15 protein-coding genes and 1 pseudogene are annotated in these 23,324 nt (G+C 41.1%); 12 read left to right on the forward strand and 4 right to left on the reverse strand.

The window, feature by feature from the left end; all coding sequences use genetic code 11:
- Positions 1-14 precede the first annotated feature (14 nt).
- The 3 genes from tdc to M5A78_RS06375 all read left to right on the forward strand — a co-directional run bounded on the left by tdc (position 15) and on the right by M5A78_RS06375 (position 4,163).
- The gene (tdc, locus tag M5A78_RS06365; protein ID WP_248734449.1) at positions 15-1,907 is read left to right on the forward strand and encodes a tyrosine decarboxylase; all 1,893 of its coding nucleotides are present in this window, start codon (positions 15-17) and stop codon (positions 1,905-1,907) included.
- Positions 1,908-2,116: 209 nt separating this feature from the next.
- Positions 2,117-3,502 carry a Na+/H+ antiporter NhaC gene (gene nhaC / locus M5A78_RS06370; protein ID WP_248734450.1) on the forward strand — a complete coding sequence of 462 codons (1,386 nt, stop codon included), beginning with the start codon at positions 2,117-2,119 and terminating at the stop codon, positions 3,500-3,502.
- A 361-nt stretch (positions 3,503-3,863) separates the two neighbouring features.
- Entirely contained in the window at positions 3,864-4,163 is a 300-nt protein-coding gene (locus M5A78_RS06375; RefSeq protein ID WP_248734451.1) for a YerC/YecD family TrpR-related protein, read from the forward strand.
- Positions 4,164-4,331: 168 nt separating this feature from the next.
- Here the strand turns inward: M5A78_RS06375 and M5A78_RS06380 are convergent.
- Positions 4,332-4,538, reverse strand: a pseudogene (locus M5A78_RS06380) (DUF2500 domain-containing protein); the annotation flags it as partial.
- A gap of 489 nt (positions 4,539-5,027) precedes the next feature.
- On the opposite strand from M5A78_RS06380, the gene M5A78_RS06385 reads away from it, so the two are divergent.
- From M5A78_RS06385 to M5A78_RS06400, 4 genes are all read left to right on the forward strand, one after another.
- Positions 5,028-9,320: a S8 family serine peptidase gene (locus tag M5A78_RS06385; protein WP_248734453.1), complete on the forward strand. Its 4,293-nt coding sequence runs from the start codon at positions 5,028-5,030 to the stop codon at positions 9,318-9,320.
- Between the two features lie 355 nt (positions 9,321-9,675).
- Complete coding sequence (locus M5A78_RS06390) at positions 9,676-10,560, forward strand: hypothetical protein (RefSeq protein WP_248734454.1); 885 nt, start codon at positions 9,676-9,678, stop codon at positions 10,558-10,560.
- A 57-nt stretch (positions 10,561-10,617) separates the two neighbouring features.
- Positions 10,618-11,970, forward strand: a complete 1,353-nt coding sequence (locus M5A78_RS06395) for a hypothetical protein (protein WP_248734455.1) — start codon at positions 10,618-10,620, stop codon at positions 11,968-11,970.
- Between the two features lie 709 nt (positions 11,971-12,679).
- Positions 12,680-13,396 carry a polysaccharide deacetylase family protein gene (locus M5A78_RS06400; protein ID WP_248734456.1) on the forward strand — a complete coding sequence of 239 codons (717 nt, stop codon included), beginning with the start codon at positions 12,680-12,682 and terminating at the stop codon, positions 13,394-13,396.
- A 159-nt stretch (positions 13,397-13,555) separates the two neighbouring features.
- Here M5A78_RS06400 and M5A78_RS06405 read toward each other — a convergent pair whose 3' ends face one another.
- From M5A78_RS06405 to M5A78_RS06415, 3 genes are all read right to left on the reverse strand, one after another.
- Entirely contained in the window at positions 13,556-14,884 is a 1,329-nt protein-coding gene (locus M5A78_RS06405) for a (Fe-S)-binding protein (protein ID WP_248734457.1), read from the reverse strand.
- Positions 14,881-16,293, reverse strand: coding sequence for a glycolate oxidase subunit GlcD (gene glcD / locus M5A78_RS06410; RefSeq protein WP_248734458.1), 1,413 nt, complete (start codon positions 16,291-16,293; stop codon positions 14,881-14,883). Before glcD ends, M5A78_RS06405 begins: the two co-directional genes overlap by 4 nt.
- A gap of 160 nt (positions 16,294-16,453) precedes the next feature.
- The gene (locus M5A78_RS06415) at positions 16,454-17,575 is read right to left on the reverse strand and encodes a CdaR family transcriptional regulator (protein ID WP_248734459.1); all 1,122 of its coding nucleotides are present in this window, start codon (positions 17,573-17,575) and stop codon (positions 16,454-16,456) included.
- A gap of 162 nt (positions 17,576-17,737) precedes the next feature.
- On the opposite strand from M5A78_RS06415, the gene M5A78_RS06420 reads away from it, so the two are divergent.
- The 5 genes from M5A78_RS06420 to M5A78_RS06440 all read left to right on the forward strand — a co-directional run bounded on the left by M5A78_RS06420 (position 17,738) and on the right by M5A78_RS06440 (position 23,040).
- Positions 17,738-18,601, forward strand: coding sequence for a Cof-type HAD-IIB family hydrolase (locus tag M5A78_RS06420; protein ID WP_248734460.1), 864 nt, complete (start codon positions 17,738-17,740; stop codon positions 18,599-18,601).
- A gap of 168 nt (positions 18,602-18,769) precedes the next feature.
- Positions 18,770-19,678, forward strand: a complete 909-nt coding sequence (murQ, locus tag M5A78_RS06425; RefSeq protein WP_248734461.1) for an N-acetylmuramic acid 6-phosphate etherase — start codon at positions 18,770-18,772, stop codon at positions 19,676-19,678.
- A 25-nt stretch (positions 19,679-19,703) separates the two neighbouring features.
- Entirely contained in the window at positions 19,704-20,558 is an 855-nt protein-coding gene (locus tag M5A78_RS06430) for a MurR/RpiR family transcriptional regulator (RefSeq protein WP_248734509.1), read from the forward strand.
- Positions 20,559-20,674: 116 nt separating this feature from the next.
- Positions 20,675-22,036, forward strand: a complete 1,362-nt coding sequence (locus tag M5A78_RS06435; protein WP_248734462.1) for a PTS transporter subunit EIIC — start codon at positions 20,675-20,677, stop codon at positions 22,034-22,036.
- On the forward strand, positions 22,033-23,040 hold the full coding sequence (locus M5A78_RS06440) for a MupG family TIM beta-alpha barrel fold protein (RefSeq protein WP_248734463.1): 1,008 nt from the start codon (positions 22,033-22,035) through the stop codon (positions 23,038-23,040). Before M5A78_RS06435 ends, M5A78_RS06440 begins: the two co-directional genes overlap by 4 nt.
- Positions 23,041-23,324 lie beyond the last annotated feature (284 nt).

The raw sequence follows: 23,324 nt of genomic DNA on the forward strand, positions 1-23,324 counted from the left end.
TGGAGGAATTGAAAATGAAATACGAAATGCCAGATATTAATTTAAAAGCATTATTCTTAGGAGTTAAAGGGGAAAATACAGATTTATTTAAAGAATTATTATTAAAAATGGTCGATGAGCACGTTGGTTGGAGACAAAACTATATGCCACAAGACTTACCTGTGATCACGCCTCAAGACAAAAGCTCAAAAAGTTTCCAAGAAACGGCTGATCATATGCGCAGTGTGTTCAATCTATTATCTTCTAAACTACGTGCGAACTCACTACCTTGGCATTCTGCTGGTCGTTTCTGGGGACATATGAACTCTGAAACTTTAATGCCTGCGATCATCGCTTATTCAGCAGCCATGTTATGGAATGGTAATAACGTAGCCTATGAATCTTCACCAGGTACTTCTCAAATGGAAGAAGAAGTGGGACATGAATTTGCTGCACTTATGAGCTATGTAAAAGGGAAAAGCTGGGGTCATATTTGCGCAGATGGTTCCATTGCGAACTTAGAGGGCCTATGGTATGCACGTAACATGAAATCATTACCACTTGCGATTAAAGAAGTAGCTCCTGAATTTGTTGCAGGTAAATCTGAATGGGAATTACTGAATATGTCTACAGCAGAAATTCTAGATATTCTCGATCAAATTCCTGAAAAAATGGATGAAATTAAAGCTCATTCTGCACGTAGTGGTAAAAATCTACAAAAATTAGGGAAATGGTTAATCCCACAAACCAAACACTATTCTTGGTTAAAAGCGGCTGATATTATCGGTGTTGGTCTTGACTGTGTAGAAGAAATCGATGTTGATGACAACTATCGCATGGACATTGACAAATTAGAAGCGAAAATTCGTGAATTTGCAGCACAACAAATTCCTGTTCTAGGTGTAGTTGGCGTTATCGGTACAACAGAAGAAGGTCAAGTAGACCGTATTGATAAAATGGTAGAACTTCGTGAAAAATTAGCAAAAGAAGGCATCTATTTCTACATTCACGTTGATGCTGCTTATGGTGGTTATGCTCGTGCTATTTTCTTAGATGAAAATAACGAATTTATCGAATGGGAAAAAATCGATGAAGTATATGCTAAACACAACATCTTCTCTGAGCCATGTGAATGGTTAACAAAAGAAATCTATGATTCTTTTAAAGCAATGAATCAAGCTGAAACGATTACCATTGACCCACACAAAATGGGCTATATCCCTTACTCTGCGGGTGGAATTGTCATCAAAGATATTAGAATGCGCGATGCCATTTCTTACTTTGCAACCTATGTATTTGAAAAAGGTGCAGATATTCCGGCTTTATTAGGTGCTTATATGTTAGAAGGATCTAAAGCAGGTGCTACCGCAGCAGCCGTTTGGACAGCCCATAAAGTATTACCGCTAAATGTAACTGGTTATGGTAAATTAATCGGTGCAAGTATTGAAGGAGCTTATCGTTTTTACCACTTCTTATATGGAAAAGAATTCAAAGTGGGCGATAAAACCATCCGTCTGTATCCATTAACAAGACCAGATTTCAATATGGTTGACTATGTATTCAACGAAGTAGGCAATACCGATTTAGAAAAAATGAACAAATTAAACCATGACTTTTTCGATCAAGCTTCTTATGTGAAAGGCGGCTTGTACGATAATGAGTTTATTACTTCTCATACTGACTTCGCTATTCCAGACTATGGCAACAGCCCACTTCCATTTGTGAAGAGTCTTGGATTTAGCGAAAGAGAATGGGATCGCGAAGGCAAAGTTACGGTACTACGTGCTAGTGCGCTATCTCCATACGCCCATGATAAAGATGTATTTGAAGAATATGCTGGTGAGATCGAAAAAGCGATGCAATCTAAATTAGAAAAGATTTACAGTGAAATGGAAGCAAATGCAAAAGTTGAGGTTGCAGTACGTTAATCGTTTAATAGCTAGGTGAATAAAGTAGGGCATAAACATCCGCTGGAACAAGTTGAAAGTATTCATTATACTATCCAAAGCATTGTTTATGCCCTCTATCTATCTTTAATAGTTTGTCTACTATAGAGTTCAGATGTTAATTGTTCAATCGTTCACAAATATAGAAAGGTAGAATTCTATAACATTTGACTCATAAGGAGCTTATTAAAATGAAAAAAGAAGTCACTCTAAAAGAAAGTATCTTTCTTTTAGTCGTTTTATTAGCCATTATAGGCACCTGTATCATAGCCTTAGGTGTACCTCCTCAAGTGCCGATTTTAATTGCCATCGGATTGGTTGTGTTATTTGCAAAATTGAAAGGTTTTTCTTGGGATACCATTCATGATGGCATTCAAAATGGAATTACACCGGGTTTAATTCCGATCATCATATTTATGTTAATTGGGATTTTAATTAGTGTATGGATTGCAGCAGGAACCATTCCAACCATCATGATCTACGGCTTTAAAGTTTTATCTGCCAAATTCTTTTTACCTTCTGTTTTTGTCATCTGTGCATTGGTAGGGATAACAGTGGGCAGCTCCTTTACAACCATATCCACTGTGGGTATTGCCTTATTAGGAATGGGTCAAATGATGGGCTTTAACCCAGGGATGACTGCAGGTGCCATTATTTCAGGTGCCTTTTTAGGGAATAACATTTCCCCATTGTCTGATACAGCGAACTTAGCATCTGCTATTGCCGAAGTAGATTTATTTGACCATATTCGCAGCATGATGAAAACCATTATTCCAGCTTTTATAATATCTCTTATTTTTTTCGCAATTATGGGACACGGGGCGTCAGGATCAGCAGGGGATAAAATCGACGAACTCGTTCAAACACTTCATTCATCTTTTACCATTTCAGTTTTTACCCTAATTCCAGTATTAGTATTATTTATCTGTGCAAGAAAAAAAGTGCCAGCTATTCCGACGTTATTACTTAGTATCGCCGCTACCATTGGGATTATTTATTGTTACCACCCGCATACTAGCTTTAGCCAAATTGCTGTTTATATGCAGGATGGATTTGTTTCCAAAACAGGCGTCAAGACGGTAGATCAATTGCTTACTCGTGGTGGAATGCAAAGCATGATGTGGTCTGTTTCTCTTATCCTTCTAGCTTTAGCATTAGGCGGATTATTAGTAGAAATTAAAATTATTGAAAAGCTCATTTCAAGAATTTCGGGCGTGGTAAGTGCGAAAGGAAACTTGATACTAATGACGGCATTAAGCTCAATTGGGATCAATGTTCTTTTAGGCGAGCAGTATTTATCGGTTATTTTGCCTGGAAAAGCATTTAAATCACAATATGAGGCCATTCATCTAGAGCCGAAAAATCTATCTGGAATCTTAGCGAATGCCGGAGCTGCTGTGAATCCATTAATTCCATGGGGAGTGAGTGGTGTGTTTATCACAGGTACTTTAGGTGTATCTACGCTTCAATATTTACCGTTCGCAATCTTTAGTTTGATCGTTCCGGTCATTCATATTGCTTTAGGATTTATGGGCAATGACAAAAAACAAGTGGAAGAATACAAAAAAGCTAGTTAGCATTAAATATTGGCAATTTACAGAAATTACGGATAAAAGAGCTGGTGAATGCCAGCTTTTTTTTGCATTAATGAAATTATTCTGATATAGTCCATATTTTAGACAAAAATCCCTAATTATTAATATAAGGATGGGATTAATGATATTAAAAAAGTGATATAATACTTTATGCTCTTATTACAATAGATTTCTAGGTTGATATATTTGCAATTCATCGTTTCGGAGTGAACGTATTTTTCTGTGATAATTAATGGAATAAAGTGGAATGTTATTGTAGAAGAGTTTTCTTATCCTTCGACATAAGAAGTGGATTTTGATTTTGTGCGATACAGGCTACTCTAATGAAAGTGGTGGTAGGCATATGCTAATAGATCAATTACGTGGAAAAGATTTAGATGAATTTTTTGAAGCAATTTTAACATTAGAAACGGAAGAGGAGTGCTATAGATACTTTGATGATTTATTCACTGTGAAGGAGTTGAATACAATCTTTCAAAGATTTAAAGTAGCGAAATCTTTATATAATAAAAGTACTTATCATGAAATTGAAGAAAAAGTCGGAGCGAGTGCAGCAACCATTTCTCGTGTGAAGAGATCGTTATATTATGGAAACGATATGTACGATGTTGTTTTTAAGCGTATGAAAAAAAATCGTGAATGATTAGCTTAAAGATGAAAATGGGTGTTGTGGATGAAACGGCACATAGAATCGAAAAACGGCACATAACCTGGCCAAAATAGCACATAAATTTAAAAAACGGCACATATCCGTTTTTTTGCAGGTAAAAATCAAGAAAAAGGGCTCCAAAAATAATAAAAGGAGCTCTTTTTAATGGTGAAAATGGGTCAGCTGTCCGTTGTCCCCTTCAACAAGCATGCCATAATCAGTAACGATTACCTCAAATTCTATCCTATCTCCACTTTCTACCTCAAACGTAATAAAATAGTCACTATATGCCCTGCTTTCTCCGCGGCCGCGTACAGCGGTCCTTTTAGTCACTACTCTGGTATTCATGTTTAATTTAGGGGAGTGATTATTTTTATTCCATTAACAATTGTTTTTTATCTGCAGAGAATCTGTAACTTTCTTGAGAGGTTACATTCGTGTAATAACTTGTAAAATGGCATTTACGTTTTTTATGTGGAAGTGGGGAAAATAAAACTATTAAATTACTTAATGTGAAAATTTATCCATTTCTATGTATCAATTAAACTAGGACTATCGAATTGTTTTTAGAAAAAAATGGAATATTATCCTCGAAAAAGATGATGGAACTAGTCAAAAGGATATAGCTAAAATATGAAACAAGCAATGTCGACATTACTTTGGACTAATTTTCTAATTTTCCCAATAACAACTAAACTATCAATTTCTGAATATTCTAATTTATGTGACAAGATTCGACACAAAAGCCATTTTTAAAGGGCTATTTTTAAAGTAGCACCTAGTTATTGACATATAGTGTGCACCAGAAAGGAGGGTAGTAGTTTCAGTGAATAAGGAAAATACTTAGGGGGTAAGAGGATGAAAAGAAAACAACGTCGATGGTTATCGATTCTACTCACAGCCATTCTAGTATTGCCGTTGCTCATGCAACCGCAAATGAATGCGAACGCTGAAACAAAAGGAGTAAGTGTTTCAGCCAAGGATGAGCTACCAACACCAAAGCAAAAAGTAACGAATTCGTTGTACAAGCAATTTGAAGACCAAGATAAAGTAACCTTTCTCATCAAAATGAAAGAGCAGGTGGATGCTGCTAAAGTTGCAAAGGCGGCTGAGGATAAAGCCAAGCTGCAGAAGGCGACACCTGCAAAAACAAAATCATTAAAGCGAAACACAATTGTTTCCGAGTTAAAAGCAACGGCACAGGAAACACAGACTGACGTGTTAGCGTTTCTTGAAGAGCAAGTGAAGGCTGGAAAGGCCAAGGATGTTCATTCCTACTATATCGTGAATGCGATTGCGGTTACAGGAACGCAAGAGGTAATGGAAAAAGCAGCAGCTTTTCTAGAGGTTGAAAAAATCCTCCCGAACGAAACAAGACAATTGTTCGTTCCGGAAAAATCCGCAGGTACAGCTGTACAAGAACCGGCAGCAGGAACCAATTCGATCGAATGGAATATTGATCGTGTAGGAGCCCCTGCAGTTTGGGAAATGGGGATTGATGGCAGCGGGGTTGTCATTGGTTCGATTGATACCGGAGTGCAATGGAATCATCCAGCATTAAAGGAAAAATATCGCGGTTATAATCCAGCAACAGGTCAAGCGGATAATACGTATAGCTGGTTTGATGCAACTCGTGGTCAAACTACACCATATGATGATCACGGGCATGGAACACATACAACAGGAACAATGGTTGGTTCAGAGCCGAATGGTTCCAATATCATCGGTGTCGCACCAGGTGCAAAGTGGATTGCAGTAAAAGCATTCACGGCAGCTGGTGGCACGGATGCAGATTTATTAGAAGCTGGTGATTGGATGATTGCCCCGGGTGGAAACCCTGATATGGCACCAGATGTCATCAATAATTCATGGGGTGGAGGCCCTGGGCTTGATGAGTGGTACCGTCCGATGGTTCAGGCGTGGAAAGCGGCAGAAATCTTCCCGGAATTCTCTGCAGGAAATACAAACTTAAGTAATCCTGGCGGCCCTGGTTCTATTGCGAATCCGGCAAACTACCCGGAAGCATTTGCAACAGGAGCTACAGATATTAACAATAAACTCGGAAGCTTTTCCTTACTTGGACCATCTCCATATGGGGAAATCAAACCTGAAATTGCTGCACCTGGTGTAAATATTCGTTCTTCCGTCCCTGGTGGCACTTATGAAGGCGGATGGAATGGAACCTCAATGGCGGGTCCGCATGTATCAGCGGCAGTTGCCTTGTTGAAGCAAGCAAATGCAAGCTTAACGGTTGATGATTTAGAAAGAATTTTAGAAACATCAGCTATTCCTTTAACAGACAGCAAATATCCGGAATCACCAAATAATGGTTATGGCTCAGGATTATTGAATGTATTTGATGCCGTATCTTCTGTTGTTTCTGGTTTAGGGAAACTAAAAGGCCAGGTAACGAAAGAAGGAACCGACAGTGAAGCACCGGTGTTAACACATTCCCAACCTGCCACGGTTTTTGCAGGAATGCCGTTAACGTTAGAAGCTTCAGCTGCCGATAATATTAGTGTAACAAATGTATCGCTCCAATATCAAAAGCAAGATGGTTCATGGACTACTGTGGCTGCACAGCGGATTAGCGGCGATTACAAAAATGGAACGTACCGCGTGAATATTCCTGGTGCAGAGATTTCAGGCAATGCTTTCGTATATAAGTGGAAAGCTCTTGATTTCGGTGGAAATGAATCTGTTAGTGAACATAGGGTCACTGTTCTTCCAGGGATTACAGTAGGCTATGTTGCTGATTTTGAAAGTAATCCTAATGGCTGGACTTCTTACGGTGCCAACAATTCTTGGCAGTGGGGTAAGCCAACTAACGGTCCTGGAGCAGCTTTTTCCGGTGAAAAAGTATATGCGACAAATCTAACTGGAAATTATGATAGTAAAGCAAACGCTTCATTACAGATGCCGCCAATTGATTTGCCCGAAGGAAACAGTTATCTCCAATTTAAGCAATGGTATGAGCTTGAAAAAAACTATGATTATGGGCATGTATTTGTTTCAACAGACGGTGTGAACTGGGTTCAAAAGCTTCGCGTTAATAATCTGTCAAATGGCTGGATTGACGGTGAAGTGAATTTAAGTGAATATGCTGGCCAAAGAATTTATGTAGCTTTCAACATCACAACTGATGGCAGTGTGACAAAGCAAGGCTGGTATATTGATGATGTTCGTTTAACAAATGCACCACTTGCTGTATCACAAAAAACAGAGGTGGACGTCACAACTGAAAATGATGAGTCTGAAGCAGCTTCTGTTAAAAAAGAAAAGGTCAATCCGGATAAGTTAACTATGATGAGGCCTGAGGTGAAAAAGGAAGTAAGCACTGAAAAGGCTGCTCCAATGCAATTACCTATGCAGGCTCAAGTAACGGTTGTGGAATCCGGTCGTTCTGTAACCACTAATCCGGCAAATGGAAGCTTTGAGATGACACATGCAGCAGGAACATTTACGGTCATTGCTGAAAGCTATGGCTATCACTCGCAAACTAAATCAGTAACGATTGCACAGGACGGAGAAGCAACAGCGAACTTTACACTTCAGGAAAAGGCGAAGGGAACTGTTTCAGGAACGATCAAGAATAAGGCATCAGGACAGCCAGTTGCTGGGGCGACTGTATATGTTATTGAAGATGCAGCCGTTCAGCCTGTCCAAACGGATGAAAACGGACATTTTTCAATTACGGGCTATGAAGGTGACTATACTCTTAAAGTCATAGCACCACATTATTACAGTCAAGAAGCGACGATTAAACTAAAAGGGAACATTCAGCAGAATTTTGATATTAAGCCTTTTATTGGTTTCCCAGGTGAAATCGGTTATGACGATGGCACAGCAGAAAACGCGCGAGCTTTTTACGATGCCGGAAATGGTTGGGCTGTAAAAATGTCATTAGCAAAAGGGCAGAAAAAGGCATTAGTGACAGGCGGCTTGTTCCGCTTCTGGACTTCAGAATGGCCAGTTCCAGGCGGCACTGCCTTCAAAGTAGCCGTATATGATGCTTCAGGTCCTGAAGGTGCACCTGGTAAAAAACTAGCCGGTCCATTTGATGCTACTGCACTTCGAAATGGTCAGTGGACAAAAGTGGATATGAACAGCCATGGTATCCTTGTTGAAGGAGATTTCTATATCGTCTACATCCAAGCTGATGTAAATACGAAAGCACCTGGTCTGGGAACAGATGAGAATGGGCCAAATGCGAAGCGAAGCTGGCAGCTTGTTGGTGGCGCATGGACACCTTCTCCAGAAGCTGAGGGTAACTATATGATTCGTGCCGTGGTTGATTATGAAGTAACAGAACCATCGATTACCTCTCCTGTTGATGGAACGTTCACCAACGTTGAAACAGTAACTGTGAAAGGTGAAGCTGCACCAACGACAAAGGTTCATATATTTAATAAAGGCGTAGAAGTTGCGGCTGTTGATACAAAGGATGATGGCAGCTATTCTGTTGACGTGAAACTCAATAAGGGTGAGAACCAATTAACGGCAAAAGCATCTACAGCACAAGGGATGACGGATGCTTCCGCACCTGTAAATGTAACCTATGATGCCGATGCGCCGGAGTTAACGATTGGTTCGCCAACTGATGGAAGTAAATTGAATAAAGAAACCGTCACCGTTACTGGAACAGTCGCAGATAATTATTTAAATTTTGTCCTTGTCAATGGAACAACAGCAAAAGTTGAAAATGGAACCTATTCCGCCAGAATTATTCTGGATGAAGGAATCAATCAAATCAAGGTTTTGGCCAAGGATAAGGCAGGAAACACGACGGAAAAATCGTTAAAAGTTGACGTGAAATACACGCCACCATTGATTAAAAATGTAAAACCTTCTGAAGATAAGGAATTGAAGAAGGGTGAAAGTGTAAAGATTGAGTTTACAAGTGAGCCTGGTTTGAAAGCATCTTTCTTCATCCATATGCCGCTGACACAATCGAAAACATTACAATTAGCGAATGCAACAGAGCTTCCAATGATGGAGGTTTCACCGGGATATTATGTCGGATATTACACCGCTACGAAGGATATGATAGCCGACGGTGCCATCATTGAGGTGAAGGCTGTGGATTCCTATGGCAATGAGTCAAGACAAACAGCTGACGGAAAATTGTATATTAATGTAAAGAAAAAGTAATAAAGGAAAGTTAGCATCATTTATATCAAAAGGAGCTCTCCACTTTTTGTGGCAGTGCTCCTTTTTTTATATTTTGAAGTCGTTCGATAATAAGCAATTTACTATCCACATCAGTGAAATATTTACTAATAATCAGTTTTTTAAAATTAATGAACTTGGTTTTCAATAAACTATCGAATAGTCCGAAAATAGTCAGGAATTAATAAAAAATACCAAAAATAAGGGCCATCTGAATCAGGTGTTCTTAGGTGAATAGCATCGTTTTTTAGTGGGAGAGTAGAAAACGGCCAAAAAATGTCTAATTACCTCGAATGCTGTTCATGAACATTACGATGAGATGAAAGGGGGTGACATCTTGCACTTCCGCTATATTCTTATAACAGGTCTTATGGTTGGAGCAGCCGTGTTTTTACCGGACAATGCCTTTGCCGAAAAGAACGAACTAAGTGGACAGCAGCATTCTCAAAACGCGTCTGTACAAGCTAATATTTCAGTAAAAACAGATAACAGAGCTGTACAAACTAACGTTCCAGCAAAAGCTGAAAATACAAAATCCCTGAAAAATACTGCGGTGATACCTGAACCTGCTGTTAAAAATCAAGCTAGGGGAAAACAGACGGCATCTAACAATTCTATTCAACGTGCAGCTTCCCAAAAATCTGCTGCAGCAGCGCGAGAATTGCCGGAGCAGGCAAAGGGTAACATGCAGTCTGCACTAAAAAAGGCAGAGAAGGCCGACAAAACTCCCGAGTCTGAAAAAGCGGCCGCTCGACAGGAAAATCATAAAGGGTTAGGAAAGAATAAGCCTGCTCCTAAAAATGAAGCTGGGGATTCTGATTCCCTACCTAATACTATTATTGAAGTAAAAAACAAAGTCCAATCAGCGGGATTGGTCAAGGGATTCGAACCTAACTTGTCGATTTCAAAAAAGGAAGATAGTTTTGAACTCATTGTACCAGAGTCGCGAAAACAGGGACAGGTCCCAGCTAGTCAGGGAGAAATTCCAAAGATGAGCCTGGAGATTAACCCAACGCAAAGGACGAACAGTTCTGGGGGTCAATCTAATGATCGAATCAGCAGCGGAATAAGCACAATAAGCTTGATGGACAAATGGTTTGAATGGAACAAATATTATGAAATCAAACTTGTCCAGCCTTACCTCTCTCGAGATGCATTTTTAAATAACCAATGGGTGAATGCGCCGCCTGCACCACCACCGCAGGAAGCTCCTTTTTTATAAACCGTTTACCGCAGCTAAAAGCCACGGAACACGATAATAAAAGGAGCGAATTAAATTATGAAACATTATCTTAACATGAATAAAGTTGTTAAATCTTTAGTACTGGCTGGTGCATTGTCTTTTGGAATTTTTGCGGGAGGCCATTTTACTGAAGCAGCCGGCCCTGATAAGGAAAAAGCAGAACATACAGTTCAAGTAAAAAGTGCTAATAGCGTTAAGGCTAACGAAAAGGCAAAGCCTGCCGTTCCTGCAGCACCAGCTGTAAAAGTACAGCCTAAGGTAGAAGCAAAAGTAATAGTGAAGCCTAAAGAAGAAAAGGTTAACAAATCACAGGCGAGTGTGCATGCCAGTGAGACAGCAAAAATGCATGCTGCTCCAAATTCAGCGGTTCACGGTAAGGGTGAACAGGCTCAAGAAGTGGTAACGGAAGAGGAAATAACTGAAGAAACTCCAGTTCAAGAACCTGCAGCAGAAGTGGTTGCTGATGTTCATACTGAAGTAACCAATGATACAGAATCTGAAACGAAAGAAACAGCTGCTCTTGAAAACGATGTTGCTGTAAAAGTTGACGATGATGAAGTGGCAGTTAAAGAAGATGAAAAAACTGCAAATCTTGATTCTGAATCTGCAGTAAAAAATGAGGATAAAGAAGATGCTTCTGATGATTCAGATTCTGATTCCAATTCCAAGAAACTCAATTTTGTTACTGATGCAGTAGTAAAAACAAATGAGGACGATGAAGCGGATGCTCCTGAAGCAGATGCTGAGAAAGAAGCAAAGGTAAATCCTTCTGCTGCTAACAAAGCAAAATCTCAAGCGAGTGTACATGCAAGTGAGGCTGCAAAAGCTCATGCCGCAGCAAACTCCGCTGTCCTAGCTGGCAAAGAAGTTTCTGAAGATGTAGTAACTGAAGAAGCTGAAAAGGTAACTGAGGAAACTGCAGTAGTGACAGAAGAAGTTACTGAAGTAGCAGCTGAAGAAACTACAGACGAAGCAACTAAAGTTGAATCTGAAGAAGCAACAAAAGAAGTAGCAGCTGTAGAAAACGCTGAAGAAACTGTGAAGGTAAATCCTTCTGCTGCTAACAAAGCAAAATCTCAAGCGAGTGTACATGCAAGTGAGGCTGCAAAAGCTCATGCCGCAGCAAACTCTGCTGTCCTAGCTGGCGAAGAAGTTTCTGAAGATGTAGTAACTGAAGAAGCTGAAAAGGTAACTGAGGAAACTACGGAAGTGACAGACGAAAGTACTGAAGTAGTAACTGAAAAAACAACAGAAGACCAAGTTACTGAAGTAGCAGCTGAAGAAACTACAGACGAAGCAACTAAAGTTGAATCTGAAGAAGCAACAAAAGAAGTAGCAGCTGTAGAAAACGCTGAAGAAACTACTGTTGAAGCCGCAATAAAAGAATAATCAACTTTCCAAAAGAAACCGAGGGAATTTTCCTTCGGTTTTTCTTGGCCGATAGGAAAGTATAACTTTCTATCAGGCATAAGTGCAACTACGCCTCTATCTTCGCCCTTAGGGGCTCGCCAATCGGCGAGTTTTCTTTAGCAAATCAGAATTAATATCCATAAATTCTGAACGTATAAGTGCACTAAGAAGGACTTCAATCAATTCTGAAATATTCGAAATGAAGTAAAAAAACCGGACCGTGTCAAAGAGCTTTCGTTATTTTTTTACTCGATAGGCTCTCCGCTCGGCATATTCTGAACAAGGAATGCAGACCTTGATTACCCTTCCTTTGTCATCGATGTATTTTCTTAGAGGCTTTACTTTCCGTTTACAGATTATGCATTTATTATTTAAAAATTCAAAGAATGACATAATAATCCCCCTAAAACCGCTAGATTGAAATCTCTCAATATATTATTCTGAAACATCAATACCGTACCATATTGGAATCAAGATGTTAACCGGGATACTAACAGATAGGACGTGACTGACGGGCAAACCATCAACGTCAAAGATTCTTGTCTGCTGAGCCAGAGATGTGGTCGAAGATGAAATGACATAAATGGTAAATTGAACAATATCTCAACATAGTAATCATCATAATGGTGCAGATTATAAAGACTTACATTCTCGGTAAGAAAAGGATTGATAAAGGGGATTTAAAGTGATGAAATGGGTGCTCTTCGTTATTGTATTCATCTGTTTCTATACCAATATCTACACGAATGCAAATGCAGGGATGATCAAGCGAAAGCAGGTAGAGCCAACCGGGCAGGTTGTTTGGGATGTCACTACTAAGAAAAAGGTCATCGCTTTAACGTTTGACGATGGACCAAATCCTATCTATACACCACAGGTTCTGGCTGTCTTGGAAAAGTATAATGCCAACGCAACGTTTTTCCAGATTGGAAATCGAATGGAGCGTTATCCGGAGGTTGTCCAACAAGTTGTCGAGGCCGGTAATGAATTGGGCAATCATTCGATGACACATCCGTATGAAAATAAAGTTGGCTTTCAACAGATGCACTTTGAAATCATTCAGGCTGAACGTATTATCCAAAAGTACCAGCCAAACCATCCTAAGTTGTTCCGGCCCCCAGGAGGATATTTAGACAATGACTTACTACAGGAGGCAAAAAGACAAGGATACAAAGTCGTGCTTTGGTCCTATCATCAGGAATTAAAGGATTGGTCCCTACCTGGTGCACCAGTCATTGCCAATCATGTCATTCGGCATGCCAGGAATGGGGACATTATTCTCCTGCATGATGGCGGCGGCGACCGAAGTCAAACTGTCGAGGCTTTAAAAATTTTTCTGCCTGCCCTTAAGGAAAAAGGGTATCAATTTGTAACTGTATCGGAGCTGCTTTCTAATAAAGAATAATTCTGGGTGCCGTTCCCAAGGGTTTTATCAGCGAATCTAAAGGAATGGTCAGTTCGTACTTAAATCTCAATATAAAGCAGCATCTTTAGGAAGGGGCCATAAAAAGTAAAAGGGCTGACCCCAAAAGCATCAGACAATGACTCTTGGGACAGCCTCTTTTTATGCTTGTTTTACAGCCTCAATTAATAGGTCCACAATATGAACCCCTCTCATTTTTGAAGATAGCCCTTCTCTTTCAATCCCTAGCTGCATTTGCAACAGACAGCCAGGGTTTGCTGTGACAATTGTGGTGGCATGGGAAGATTTCGCTTGAACCATTTTGTAGTCGAGCATCACCATCGACATTTCTGACTCAACAATATTATAAATTCCGGCAGAGCCGCAGCAGCGGTCAGCATCTTTCATTTCATTATATTCCGCTCCTTCAATCGCTCGGAGAAGAACTCGTGGCGCGGATGCTGTTTTCATCACATTTCTTAGATGGCAGGAATCCTGATAGGTGATAACCTGTGGCGGAAGCTCTAATTTCACCTTTTGATGAAAGTCGACTGCTACCAATACTTCGGAAATATCCTTTATCTTTTCCTTGAAATCTTTTGCCCGGTCTTTCCAATCAGGATCATCCTTCAGTAAATGATCATAGTCGATTAGGAATGCGCCACAACCGCCGGCGTTGGTAATAATATAGTCCACGTTTAAGTTTTCGAAGGCGATGATATTTTTTTTAGCCAGATCCTTGGCAGTTTGTTTTTCACCGCTGTGTCCATGCAAGGCCCCACAGCATACTTGATTCTGTGGAATAACGACCTCACAGCCGGCTAATTGCAGCAGTTTCATGGTGGCATCGTTTGTCTTAAGGAACATCGTATCCATTAAACAGCCGCTGAAAAAAGCTACCCGGTGAACTTTTTCAGCGATTGCCGGTAGATATTCAGGACGATTTTTCATCTCTTTCATCGTCGGCACCTTAGGCAATACTTTTTCCATGGTAGCCAAACTTTCAGGTAAAAGTCCCAAAAAACCAATTTTTCGTGCAATCGTTTGAATTCCGGAGCGTTGATAGAATCCCAGTAAGCCTACTGTCCCGCGCATCCGATTTGGGTGCGGAAATAATCCTTGAAAAACTGTTTTTCTGACGATTCGTACTGGTAAAGAATGTTTCTTGTTTTGATTGATGATATCCCTGGCATCTTCTAATAAATGGCCATAATTCACACCAGAGGGGCAGACTGGTTCGCAGGCCCGGCAGCCGAGACAAAGTTCGAGTGAACGTTCAAAATCCTCATCCGGCTCAATCACCCCATCGACCACCGCCTTCATGAGGGCAATTCGACCTCTAGGGGAATGGGATTCTTTGTAGCCTGATTCAATATACGTTGGGCAAGTTGGCAGGCAAAAACCGCAACGCATACAGTTTAGCAAATCATCTTCGTTCATTCGGGCTTTAAATTGCTCTTGGATCTTTTCTTGCTCTTTCATGGTTGTCATTTTGTCACCACCACGCGTTTCTTGCTGTCTTTGGCAAAAACCTTCCCTGGATTCATGATATTATTAGGGTCAAACCCGTGCTTAATGGCTTTCATTGCTGCGATTCCTTCTTCTTTTAGCTTCCATTCGAGGTAGGGGGCTTTCATTGCGCCGACTCCATGTTCTCCGGTAATCGTTCCGCCTAAGGCAATCGCGTGTTCAAATATTTCGGCAAAGGCTTTTTCAACTCGTTCCATTTCTTCGTGATTCCTGGCATCGGTTGCACAGGTAGGGTGGAGATTTCCATCCCCGGCATGGCCGAAGGTACAAATGGTCAGCTGATATTTGTCAGTAATCTCATTGATGGCTTTCACCATATTGGCAATTTCTGACCTCGGGACCGTCGCGTCTTCGAGGATTGTCGTCGGCTTTAAGCGGGCAATCGCAGATAGTGCGGTGCGTCGTGCAGTCCTCAGTGCTTCAGCTTCTGCTTCAGAAGCGGCAATTTGAATCGAGACTGCCTGTTCCTGCTTACAAATATCGGCTATTCTTGTTAAATCACGTTCGACGACTTCAGGAGGTCCGTCCTGCTCGATTAAAAGGACGGCCTTCACATCAGTTGGCAGTCCGATTTTGGCAAAATCCTCAACTACCTGTAAGGTGGGCTGGTCAAGAAACTCAAGTGTTGTCGGAATGATTTTATTCGCAATAATCGCTGACACCGACTTGGCGGCAGCGGATAGGTCTTGGTAAAGGGCAAGCATCGTTTTTTTCGTTTCTGGCATCGGAATCAATTTAAGTGTGGCCTCAGTAATAACAACTAGTGTTCCTTCAGAGCCGACAAACAGACGGGTTAAATCATAACCAGCGACATCCTTTGCCAGCTTTCCGCCTGTCCGAATTATATCGCCATTAGGCAACACCACTTCGAGTGCGATGACATAATCGCGGGTTACTCCGTATTTGAGTCCGCGCAAACCACCAGAGTTTTCATTGATGTTGCCACCAATCGTGGAGATTTTCATCGAGCTTGGGTCAGGAGGATAGAAAAGCCCCTTTTCTTCCACGGCATGAATCATATCAAGAGTGATGACACCGGGCTGAACGGTTACGGTTAAATTCTCTTCATCAATTTCGAGGATCTTGTTCATATGTTTAAAAAGCATGACTATTCCGCCCTCAGTTGGGCATGTTCCGGCACAAAGGTTCGTTCCCGAGCCGCGTGGCACAATTGGAACCTTATATTGATTACAAACCTTTAAGATTTGTGAAACTTCCTCTGTGTTCCTCGGGCTGACAACGGCATCCGGCATCGACTGGAAGTTTGGCGTGGCATCATAGGAGTAAACTAAACGTTCTGTTTTGGAATCATCATAATTAGCCTTGGTCACAATGGCAATCAATTTTTCTTTCACTTCATTAATAAGCATTTTGTTTCCCCCATCCTCTCCGTGCTGCGTAAACTATTTTCATACTGTTTAAAGTATAAAAAAAAAAGAAGTCTACCTGCTATGGATAAACATCTAAAAAATAAGTATATTATTATTCTGTTTTTGGTTGTTTATCTAAAAAGATGGTAGCTAAAGCCTATTATTTTTTAAGCATTGGCTGTTCTTCTAAAAAAAGAATGGCTAGGTACAGACAGAGTAAATCGTGAATCTTGCTTGGGTTTAAATGTGTCATGTCCTCGACCTTTTTTAGGCGATAATGCAGTGTATTTATATGGATATGCAAGGATTGGGCCGTGTTTTTTAAGGAGTGGTTTTGCTTAAATAGTTCTGTTAGTGTTTCGAGCAATTCACTTTCAGATAATATCGAACCAATGGTTCGCTGGATGTAAGCTGATTTTACCTCAGGACGAAGCTCCTCAGTGATCATTTCAAGCATTAATTCCTCATCGAATATAATCTCTCGCTTACTTCGAGCAATTTTCAGCGCTCGTTCGGCCTGCTCATAGGAATGGCGTATCAAATTGCCTTCTCCTTTTTGTCCAACCCCTGCATAAGCGGAAATTCCAAAGGTATTCTTTAAAAATTGCAAAAAATGATTCAGCCGTTTTTTGATAGTTGTTGGATGAACAGTAGCGGAACTATCGATTAAGAGAATGATTCGTTCATTTCCGGACCGTGCTGTGACATCATGCTTACTTTGAGAAAATGATTTCAAAATAGAGGACCAAAAATCCCTTGAAAGGGGATAGTTTCTTTTGTCAAACTCAATAATGGCTGCCGTTCGATCTAGTTCAAGATTGATGGATAGCGTTCGAGCTTTATCCACTAGTTCAGGACTTGGCTCTTTTGTTTGCAGCCATTCCATTACGAAGGTTTCGATTGTTCGAGAGTGCCAATCAAATTGTTCGGCATAGTAGTTTTCACTAATTAGCAGCTCCGTCATTTTGCGAATGATTTCACCAAATGGGGTGATGGTTTCAGGGTCCCCAGTAATTCCAATCACACCAATGACCTCATTTTGAAACAAGATAGGAAGATTAATTCCCGGCTTTACCCCTTTTAATTGCGGTATCTCTTTTTCGGTGATGATCAGCTTTTTCCTGTTTTGTGAAGTGATTAATGCTCCTTCATGGAAAGCACCGACTCTCTCCCGATTGGTGCCAGCAATAATATGGCCATCTGTGTTAACGACAATGATTTCTTCACCGATTAATTTCCGGACTTCCTTGACAATTTTTTCCGCGAGATCGGGTTGAAGCAAGGTAAGCACCTCCCTTAATTTCATTATATCTAAATCCAGGCCCTGATTTAACATAAACGAACATACTCATTGAAAAAATAGGAAATAGAAAAACAATTTTGAAATATAATTTCAAAAAAAATATAATAATATTAAAAAATGACTTCATAAGGAGAGGTAAAAATGAAATATCGATTATTAGCGACTGACCTCGATGGGACATTATTAACCGATCAAAGAGAGATTGATATTGAAACAATAGAGGCGATTCAAGAGTACCGTAGAAGAGGGGGAAGGGTAGTTATTTGCAGCGGACGTTCCCCACTTTCAACAAGATGGATTGCCAATACCATCGGCCTAAAGGGAGAGCCCATCATTGCTTACAATGGCGCCATCCTGCTTGATGAGAATGGAGAGGTTAGCGAACAATCGGTTTTCCAGCATGAATCTCTATTGAGTTTCTGGGAATTATGCGAAAGGGAAGGGATCTATGCTCATTTTTATAAAGGGGATACGCTCCTAGTCCCAAAGGTAAATAAATGGAATGAGACCTGGATTGAAAATAATATTCCCTCTCTTAAAAGATCAGGCGGCGAGTTCAAAAACTGTCAAAGCTTTCGGGAAAAATGCCAGGTTCATGTCATTGAGCATTTTTACCAATATCTGAAGGAAAATCAACCTGAGATTACAAAAATAGCCGTTTTTGATGATAGCAATGCACTCGAAGATTTTTCCAAACGGATTGGGGAACAGATAGAGGATATGGAGATTAGCAGCAGTTTCAATTTCATCAATTTAGAAATTTCTCCGAGTGGTGTGACCAAGGCCTCCGCACTGTTAAAGCTTTCTGAGCAGTTAGGTATCCCTATCTCACATACCGCTGCGATTGGCGATAACTATAATGACGCCCTTATGCTTTCCGCTGCAGGATTAGGAATTGCGATGGGGAATGCACCTGATAAAGTGAAATTATTGGCAGATCAGGTGACGGGCAATAATAATGATGCAGGGGTGGCGAGGGCCATCCGCCGTTATTTACTGGATTAGTGCCATCCGCTTTGTTAGATGGTTCTGTTACAGTAGGGAAAAAGATTTTTTAAAATAACATTTCAGTATTTCTATAAAAATATTGAAATGTTATTTCAAAGAGAATATAATAAGTATATGAGTAACCGCTTACAGCGTAGAAAAGACCAATAGGAGGTCAACTATACTATGGAAGAAAATCTTGAATTATTAACAACAGAATCGCGCAATCAACAATCAATCAAGATTGATACGGCAAAGCCAATGGATATATTACGAATCATGAATGAGCAAGATCAATTAGTGGCGCTAGCTGTAAAGGATGTCTTACCAGATGTAGAAGCAGCGGTTCAGTTTGTATTTGAATCCTTTCAAAAGGGAGGGCGACTTATTTATTTAGGTGCAGGCACGAGCGGCAGGTTAGGGGTGCTTGATGCAGTCGAATGCCCGCCAACCTTCAGCACTGATCCAGAAATGGTTCAAGGTATTATGGCAGGGGGCGAAGGTGCCTTTATAAAAGCGGTGGAAGGAGCGGAGGATGATCCGGATCTCGGTGTTAGTGAATTGAAAGCATTGGGACTAACGAATGACGATACCGTTATTGGCATCGCTGCCAGCGGTCGAACCCCCTATGTGATTGGAGCACTTCGCTATGCACGAAGTATCGGCGCTAAAACCGTCGCCCTTTCATGTAATAAAAATGCGGCGATTAGTAAGGTAGCGGATCAAAGCATCGAGGTGATTGTCGGTCCGGAGGTACTAACTGGTTCGACTCGTTTGAAAGCTGGGACAGCCCACAAAATGATTTTGAATATGATTTCTACCTCCTCGATGATTCTTTTGGGGAAAGCCTTTGAAAATTTAATGGTGGATGTTCATGTGAGTAATCAAAAATTAAAGGAACGGGCGATTGGAATCATCCAGAAAATTACCGGGGTTTCTTATGAGATGGCCTTGGAGACTTTAGAAAAGGCAGATCTACAAGTCAAAACGGCGATCGTCATGATTAAGACGGATAGAACCAAACAGGAAGCAGAAACATTATTATCTGAAGCGAATGGGTATGTAAAAAAAGCAGTCCAAAATGTTGAAAAATGAATGGGATGAAAAGGTGGTCTTTGGTGTGGCAGCAGGCGGTTTAAAAATGATTCAAAATATGCTGGAACAGCTTCCGACTTCTGAACGGAAAATTGCGGAGTTTATTCTTGAAAATCCCCAAAGTATTTTAAACAGTACAGTCAATGACATCGGGATTCAAGCAAATACAAGTGGTGCAGCTGTTATTAGGCTTTGTAAGTCCTTGGGCTTAAATGGGTTTCAGGATTTAAAAGTAAGAATTGCAAGTGATTTAGTGAAGCCAGTCGAACAAGGGTATCGCGATATTGAACCTGGTGAATCCTTCTTCTCCATCGTTCAGAAGACAACCAGCAATAGTATCCAAAGCATCCGCGATTCGGAAGAGATGATCAATTATGATGAATTGGAACGTGCTGTACAAACCTTGTCACCTACTCAAAATGTTCATTTTTTTGGAATTGGTGCCTCTAATATTATTGCCAAGGATGCACAACAGAAATTCCTACGGATTCATAAAAATGCAACCGCTTTTACCGATACGCATCTTGTCGCTACTTTAATAGCTAATGCGAATAAGGATGATGTGGTGTTTGGGATCTCTCATTCAGGGGAAACACTCGAGGTCATTAAAGTGATGGCCCTAGCGAAAGAGCGTGGCGTTAAAACGATTAGTTTAACGAAATACGGACAATCATCGGTCTCTTCCCTAGCGGATATTAAGTTGTTTACCGCTTATTCCGGGGAGGCGCCGTTTCGAAGTGCGGCCACATCATCGCGCCTTGCGCAGTTATATTTAATCGATATTTTGTTTTTATCGATGGCGACTGTTCAATATGATGAGACGATTCACTCGATAGATAAAACAAGAGCAGCCATCCGGTTTATTAAAGAAGGGAAATAATATTGTAGGGGGTGATGTGAACACCATTCCGTTTCTTTTTTTCATAACAAGGTTGACTGAAGAAATAAATCAGAAGATTATGACACCATTAAACAACAGAGAAGAGGGGAATTAGCATGGCAGGAGAGAATAAAATTTTAGCCGAAAAGATTCTGGAACTTTTAGGAGGTCCAGAGAATGTTGGCCATTACACACATTGTATGACTAGGCTACGTGTTACACCGAAGGATGACACGATTGTCAACAAGGCGGCTATTAAGAAAATTGACGGGGTACTTGGAGTTGTTGAAGAAGAGACATTGCAAATTATTCTTGGACCTGGAAAAGTAAATAGAGTGACAGAAGAGTTTGGTAAATTAATAGATGCTTCAGGTGGCATCGATTTAAAAGAGAAGGCAGCAAGCAAAAAGGCCGAAATAAACAAAAAGAATGCCACTCCATTTAAGTTGTTTTTACGAAAAATCTCTAGTATTTTTATTCCTTTAATCCCGGCACTTGTGGCATCAGGGTTAATTACCGGTGTAACAAAAGCGATTATCCAGGCTGGATGGTTAGCGGCGGATTCGCAAATTGCCATGATTTTGACAGTAATAGGAAGCGGGTTGTTTGGTTACTTAGGTATTCTCGTTGGTATCAATGCGGCGAAAGAATTCGGTGGTTCACCTGCGCTAGGGGGCCTTGCAGGTATCTTAATCATTAACCCAGCAGCTGCGGGAATCGTATTGTTTGGTACGCCGTTGCTTCCTGGACGAGGCGGCTTAATTGGCGTTCTGTTTGCGGCCATATTTATTGCCCTTGTCGAAAAACGGGTACGCCGTTATGTTCCACAATCTCTTGATCTTTTTATAACGCCAACGGTTGCTTTATTGATTACTGGTATTGTAACTTATCTTGTCTTTATGCCGATTGGCGGTTTCATTTCCGATATTATTACAAAGGGTTTAACATCACTACTTGATGTTGGTGGGGTAGTAGCTGGCTTTGTGCTTGGGGCAACCTTCCTTCCGCTCGTTGTTACTGGTTTACATCAGGGTTTAACACCAATACACCTTGAGTTAATTAACTCAACGGGCATTGACCCGCTTCTTCCTATCTTAGCAATGGGTGGGGCAGCACAGGTAGGAGCTGCATTTGCGATATACTTTAAAACCAAAAAGACTCGCTTAAAAAGAGCCATTGGAGGAGCACTGCCTGCAGGTATTCTTGGTATCGGGGAGCCGCTTATTTTCGGTGTAACGTTGCCGTTAGGTCGTCCATTTTTAACGGCTTGTTTAGGAGCTGGCGTAGGCGGTGCTTTTCAAGCAGCGTTTCATGTCGCTACCGTTGCTGTAGGAGTCTCTGGTTTGCCACTCGCCTTCCTAGTAGTAGGTGGTCAGGTTCTTCTTTATTTATTAGGTGTATTGATTGCTTATGCGGCTGGTTTTGCGTTTACGTATTTATTCGGTTTCAAAGATGACATGGCTGGTGAGTTTGATTGATCGGTATTTCCTTTTACTTGAATGATTCAAGTGCAGAAGAACGGATTGCTACTGCTGGAAAAATGGGTGTGAAGCGGGCATTTACCTCGCTTCACATTCCGGAAGAGTCAGGCGATTTAGCCAGCCGCGCGAAAAAGCTGCTACAGACGGCGAAGGAAGCTGGAATAGAGGTTTATGCGGATGTATCGTTAAGAACACCTGAACACTTGGGATTGGCTAGCTTAGTTGAGTTAAAATCCTTAGGGGTAATGGGGTTGCGCTTGGATGATTTTTTTGATCACGATACGATTTTGAGCTTGGCGAAGGATTTCAAGCTTGCCTTGAATGCCAGCATTATGTTTGAGGAAGATGTACGTGCATTGCTGGAAGGCGGGTTAACAGCTAATCAACTGATTGCCTGGCATAATTTCTATCCACGGCGTGAAACCGGCTTAGCTGAATCGTTTTTCCACTCACAAAATGAACTTTATAAACGGTATGGTATTCCAGTTAGTGCCTATATTCCAGGAGACGGTGAAAAACGTGGTCCGTTGTTTGAAGGTCTGCCTACCTTAGAGGGGCATCGTTACGCAGATCCTTATCTGGCCGCGCTGGAATTGTTCCGGGCTGGGGTCGAGGATGTGTACATCGGCGATCCGGAAGTAAGTGTTGGCCTCTTAGAAAAATTAATAGAGTTTGACCGTGATCGTCGGGTTTCGATTCGAATCGAAGGTTTTCAAGAAGGAGAGTTTCGGCTCCGTCCTGATTTTTCCCGCGATGTTCTCCGCCTCATGGATACGCGAAGTTCTGATGGGGTAGTCCCTGAGAATACGGAGGCACGGCCAATCGGAACGATTACTAGAGATAATGACCGCTATGGGCGCTATCGCGGCGAAATCCAAATCACGCTTCATGACCTGCCCGCTGATGAGCGAGTCAATGTGATTGGCAGAGTTGTGGAAGCTGATTTACCGCTTCTTTCCCTACTCCAACCAGGTCAAAAGATAACATTCATTTATGCTTAGAAGGAAACTTTAAAGCAAAATATATAAGAAAAACAAAGCTAAATGGGAAGAACCTAGAGAATAGTCTCTAGGTTCTTCCTTTCACTATATATCGATAAATTCTGAACGCATCAGTGCAACTACACCTCATGAACGCGCCAATCGGCGAGCGCCTTGCGCTTTTCTTATAATATAAGAATTTATAACATTGGACTTCGAGAAATGTCCAGCTCCAGGCGCCATCGGCTAGTGTACTTCACTCTTCTCCCTACGATAAGTCAACATCGGTTCACTTGCGCTCACCG

The sequence above is a fragment of the Neobacillus rhizosphaerae genome (assembly GCF_937468385.1).
In the GTDB taxonomy this organism is placed as follows: domain Bacteria; phylum Bacillota; class Bacilli; order Bacillales; family Cytobacillaceae; genus Neobacillus; species Neobacillus rhizosphaerae.

What these genes read in the sequence shown, in the direction of transcription:
- nhaC (WP_248734450.1), top strand. Translation starts at nt 2,117, where the DNA reads ATGAAAAAAGAAGTCACTCTAAAAGAAAGTATCTTTCTTTTAGTCGTT.
- glcD (WP_248734458.1), bottom strand. Translation starts at nt 16,293, where the DNA reads ATGCTTATTAATGAAGTGAAAGAAAAATTGATTGCCATTGTGACCAAG.
- M5A78_RS06400 (WP_248734456.1), top strand. Translation starts at nt 12,680, where the DNA reads ATGAAATGGGTGCTCTTCGTTATTGTATTCATCTGTTTCTATACCAAT.
- tdc (WP_248734449.1), top strand. Translation starts at nt 15, where the DNA reads ATGAAATACGAAATGCCAGATATTAATTTAAAAGCATTATTCTTAGGA.
- M5A78_RS06405 (WP_248734457.1), bottom strand. Translation starts at nt 14,884, where the DNA reads ATGACAACCATGAAAGAGCAAGAAAAGATCCAAGAGCAATTTAAAGCC.
- M5A78_RS06435 (WP_248734462.1), top strand. Translation starts at nt 20,675, where the DNA reads ATGGCAGGAGAGAATAAAATTTTAGCCGAAAAGATTCTGGAACTTTTA.
- murQ (WP_248734461.1), top strand. Translation starts at nt 18,770, where the DNA reads ATGGAAGAAAATCTTGAATTATTAACAACAGAATCGCGCAATCAACAA.
- M5A78_RS06395 (WP_248734455.1), top strand. Translation starts at nt 10,618, where the DNA reads ATGAAACATTATCTTAACATGAATAAAGTTGTTAAATCTTTAGTACTG.
- M5A78_RS06375 (WP_248734451.1), top strand. Translation starts at nt 3,864, where the DNA reads ATGCTAATAGATCAATTACGTGGAAAAGATTTAGATGAATTTTTTGAA.
- M5A78_RS06385 (WP_248734453.1), top strand. Translation starts at nt 5,028, where the DNA reads ATGAAAAGAAAACAACGTCGATGGTTATCGATTCTACTCACAGCCATT.
- M5A78_RS06420 (WP_248734460.1), top strand. Translation starts at nt 17,738, where the DNA reads ATGAAATATCGATTATTAGCGACTGACCTCGATGGGACATTATTAACC.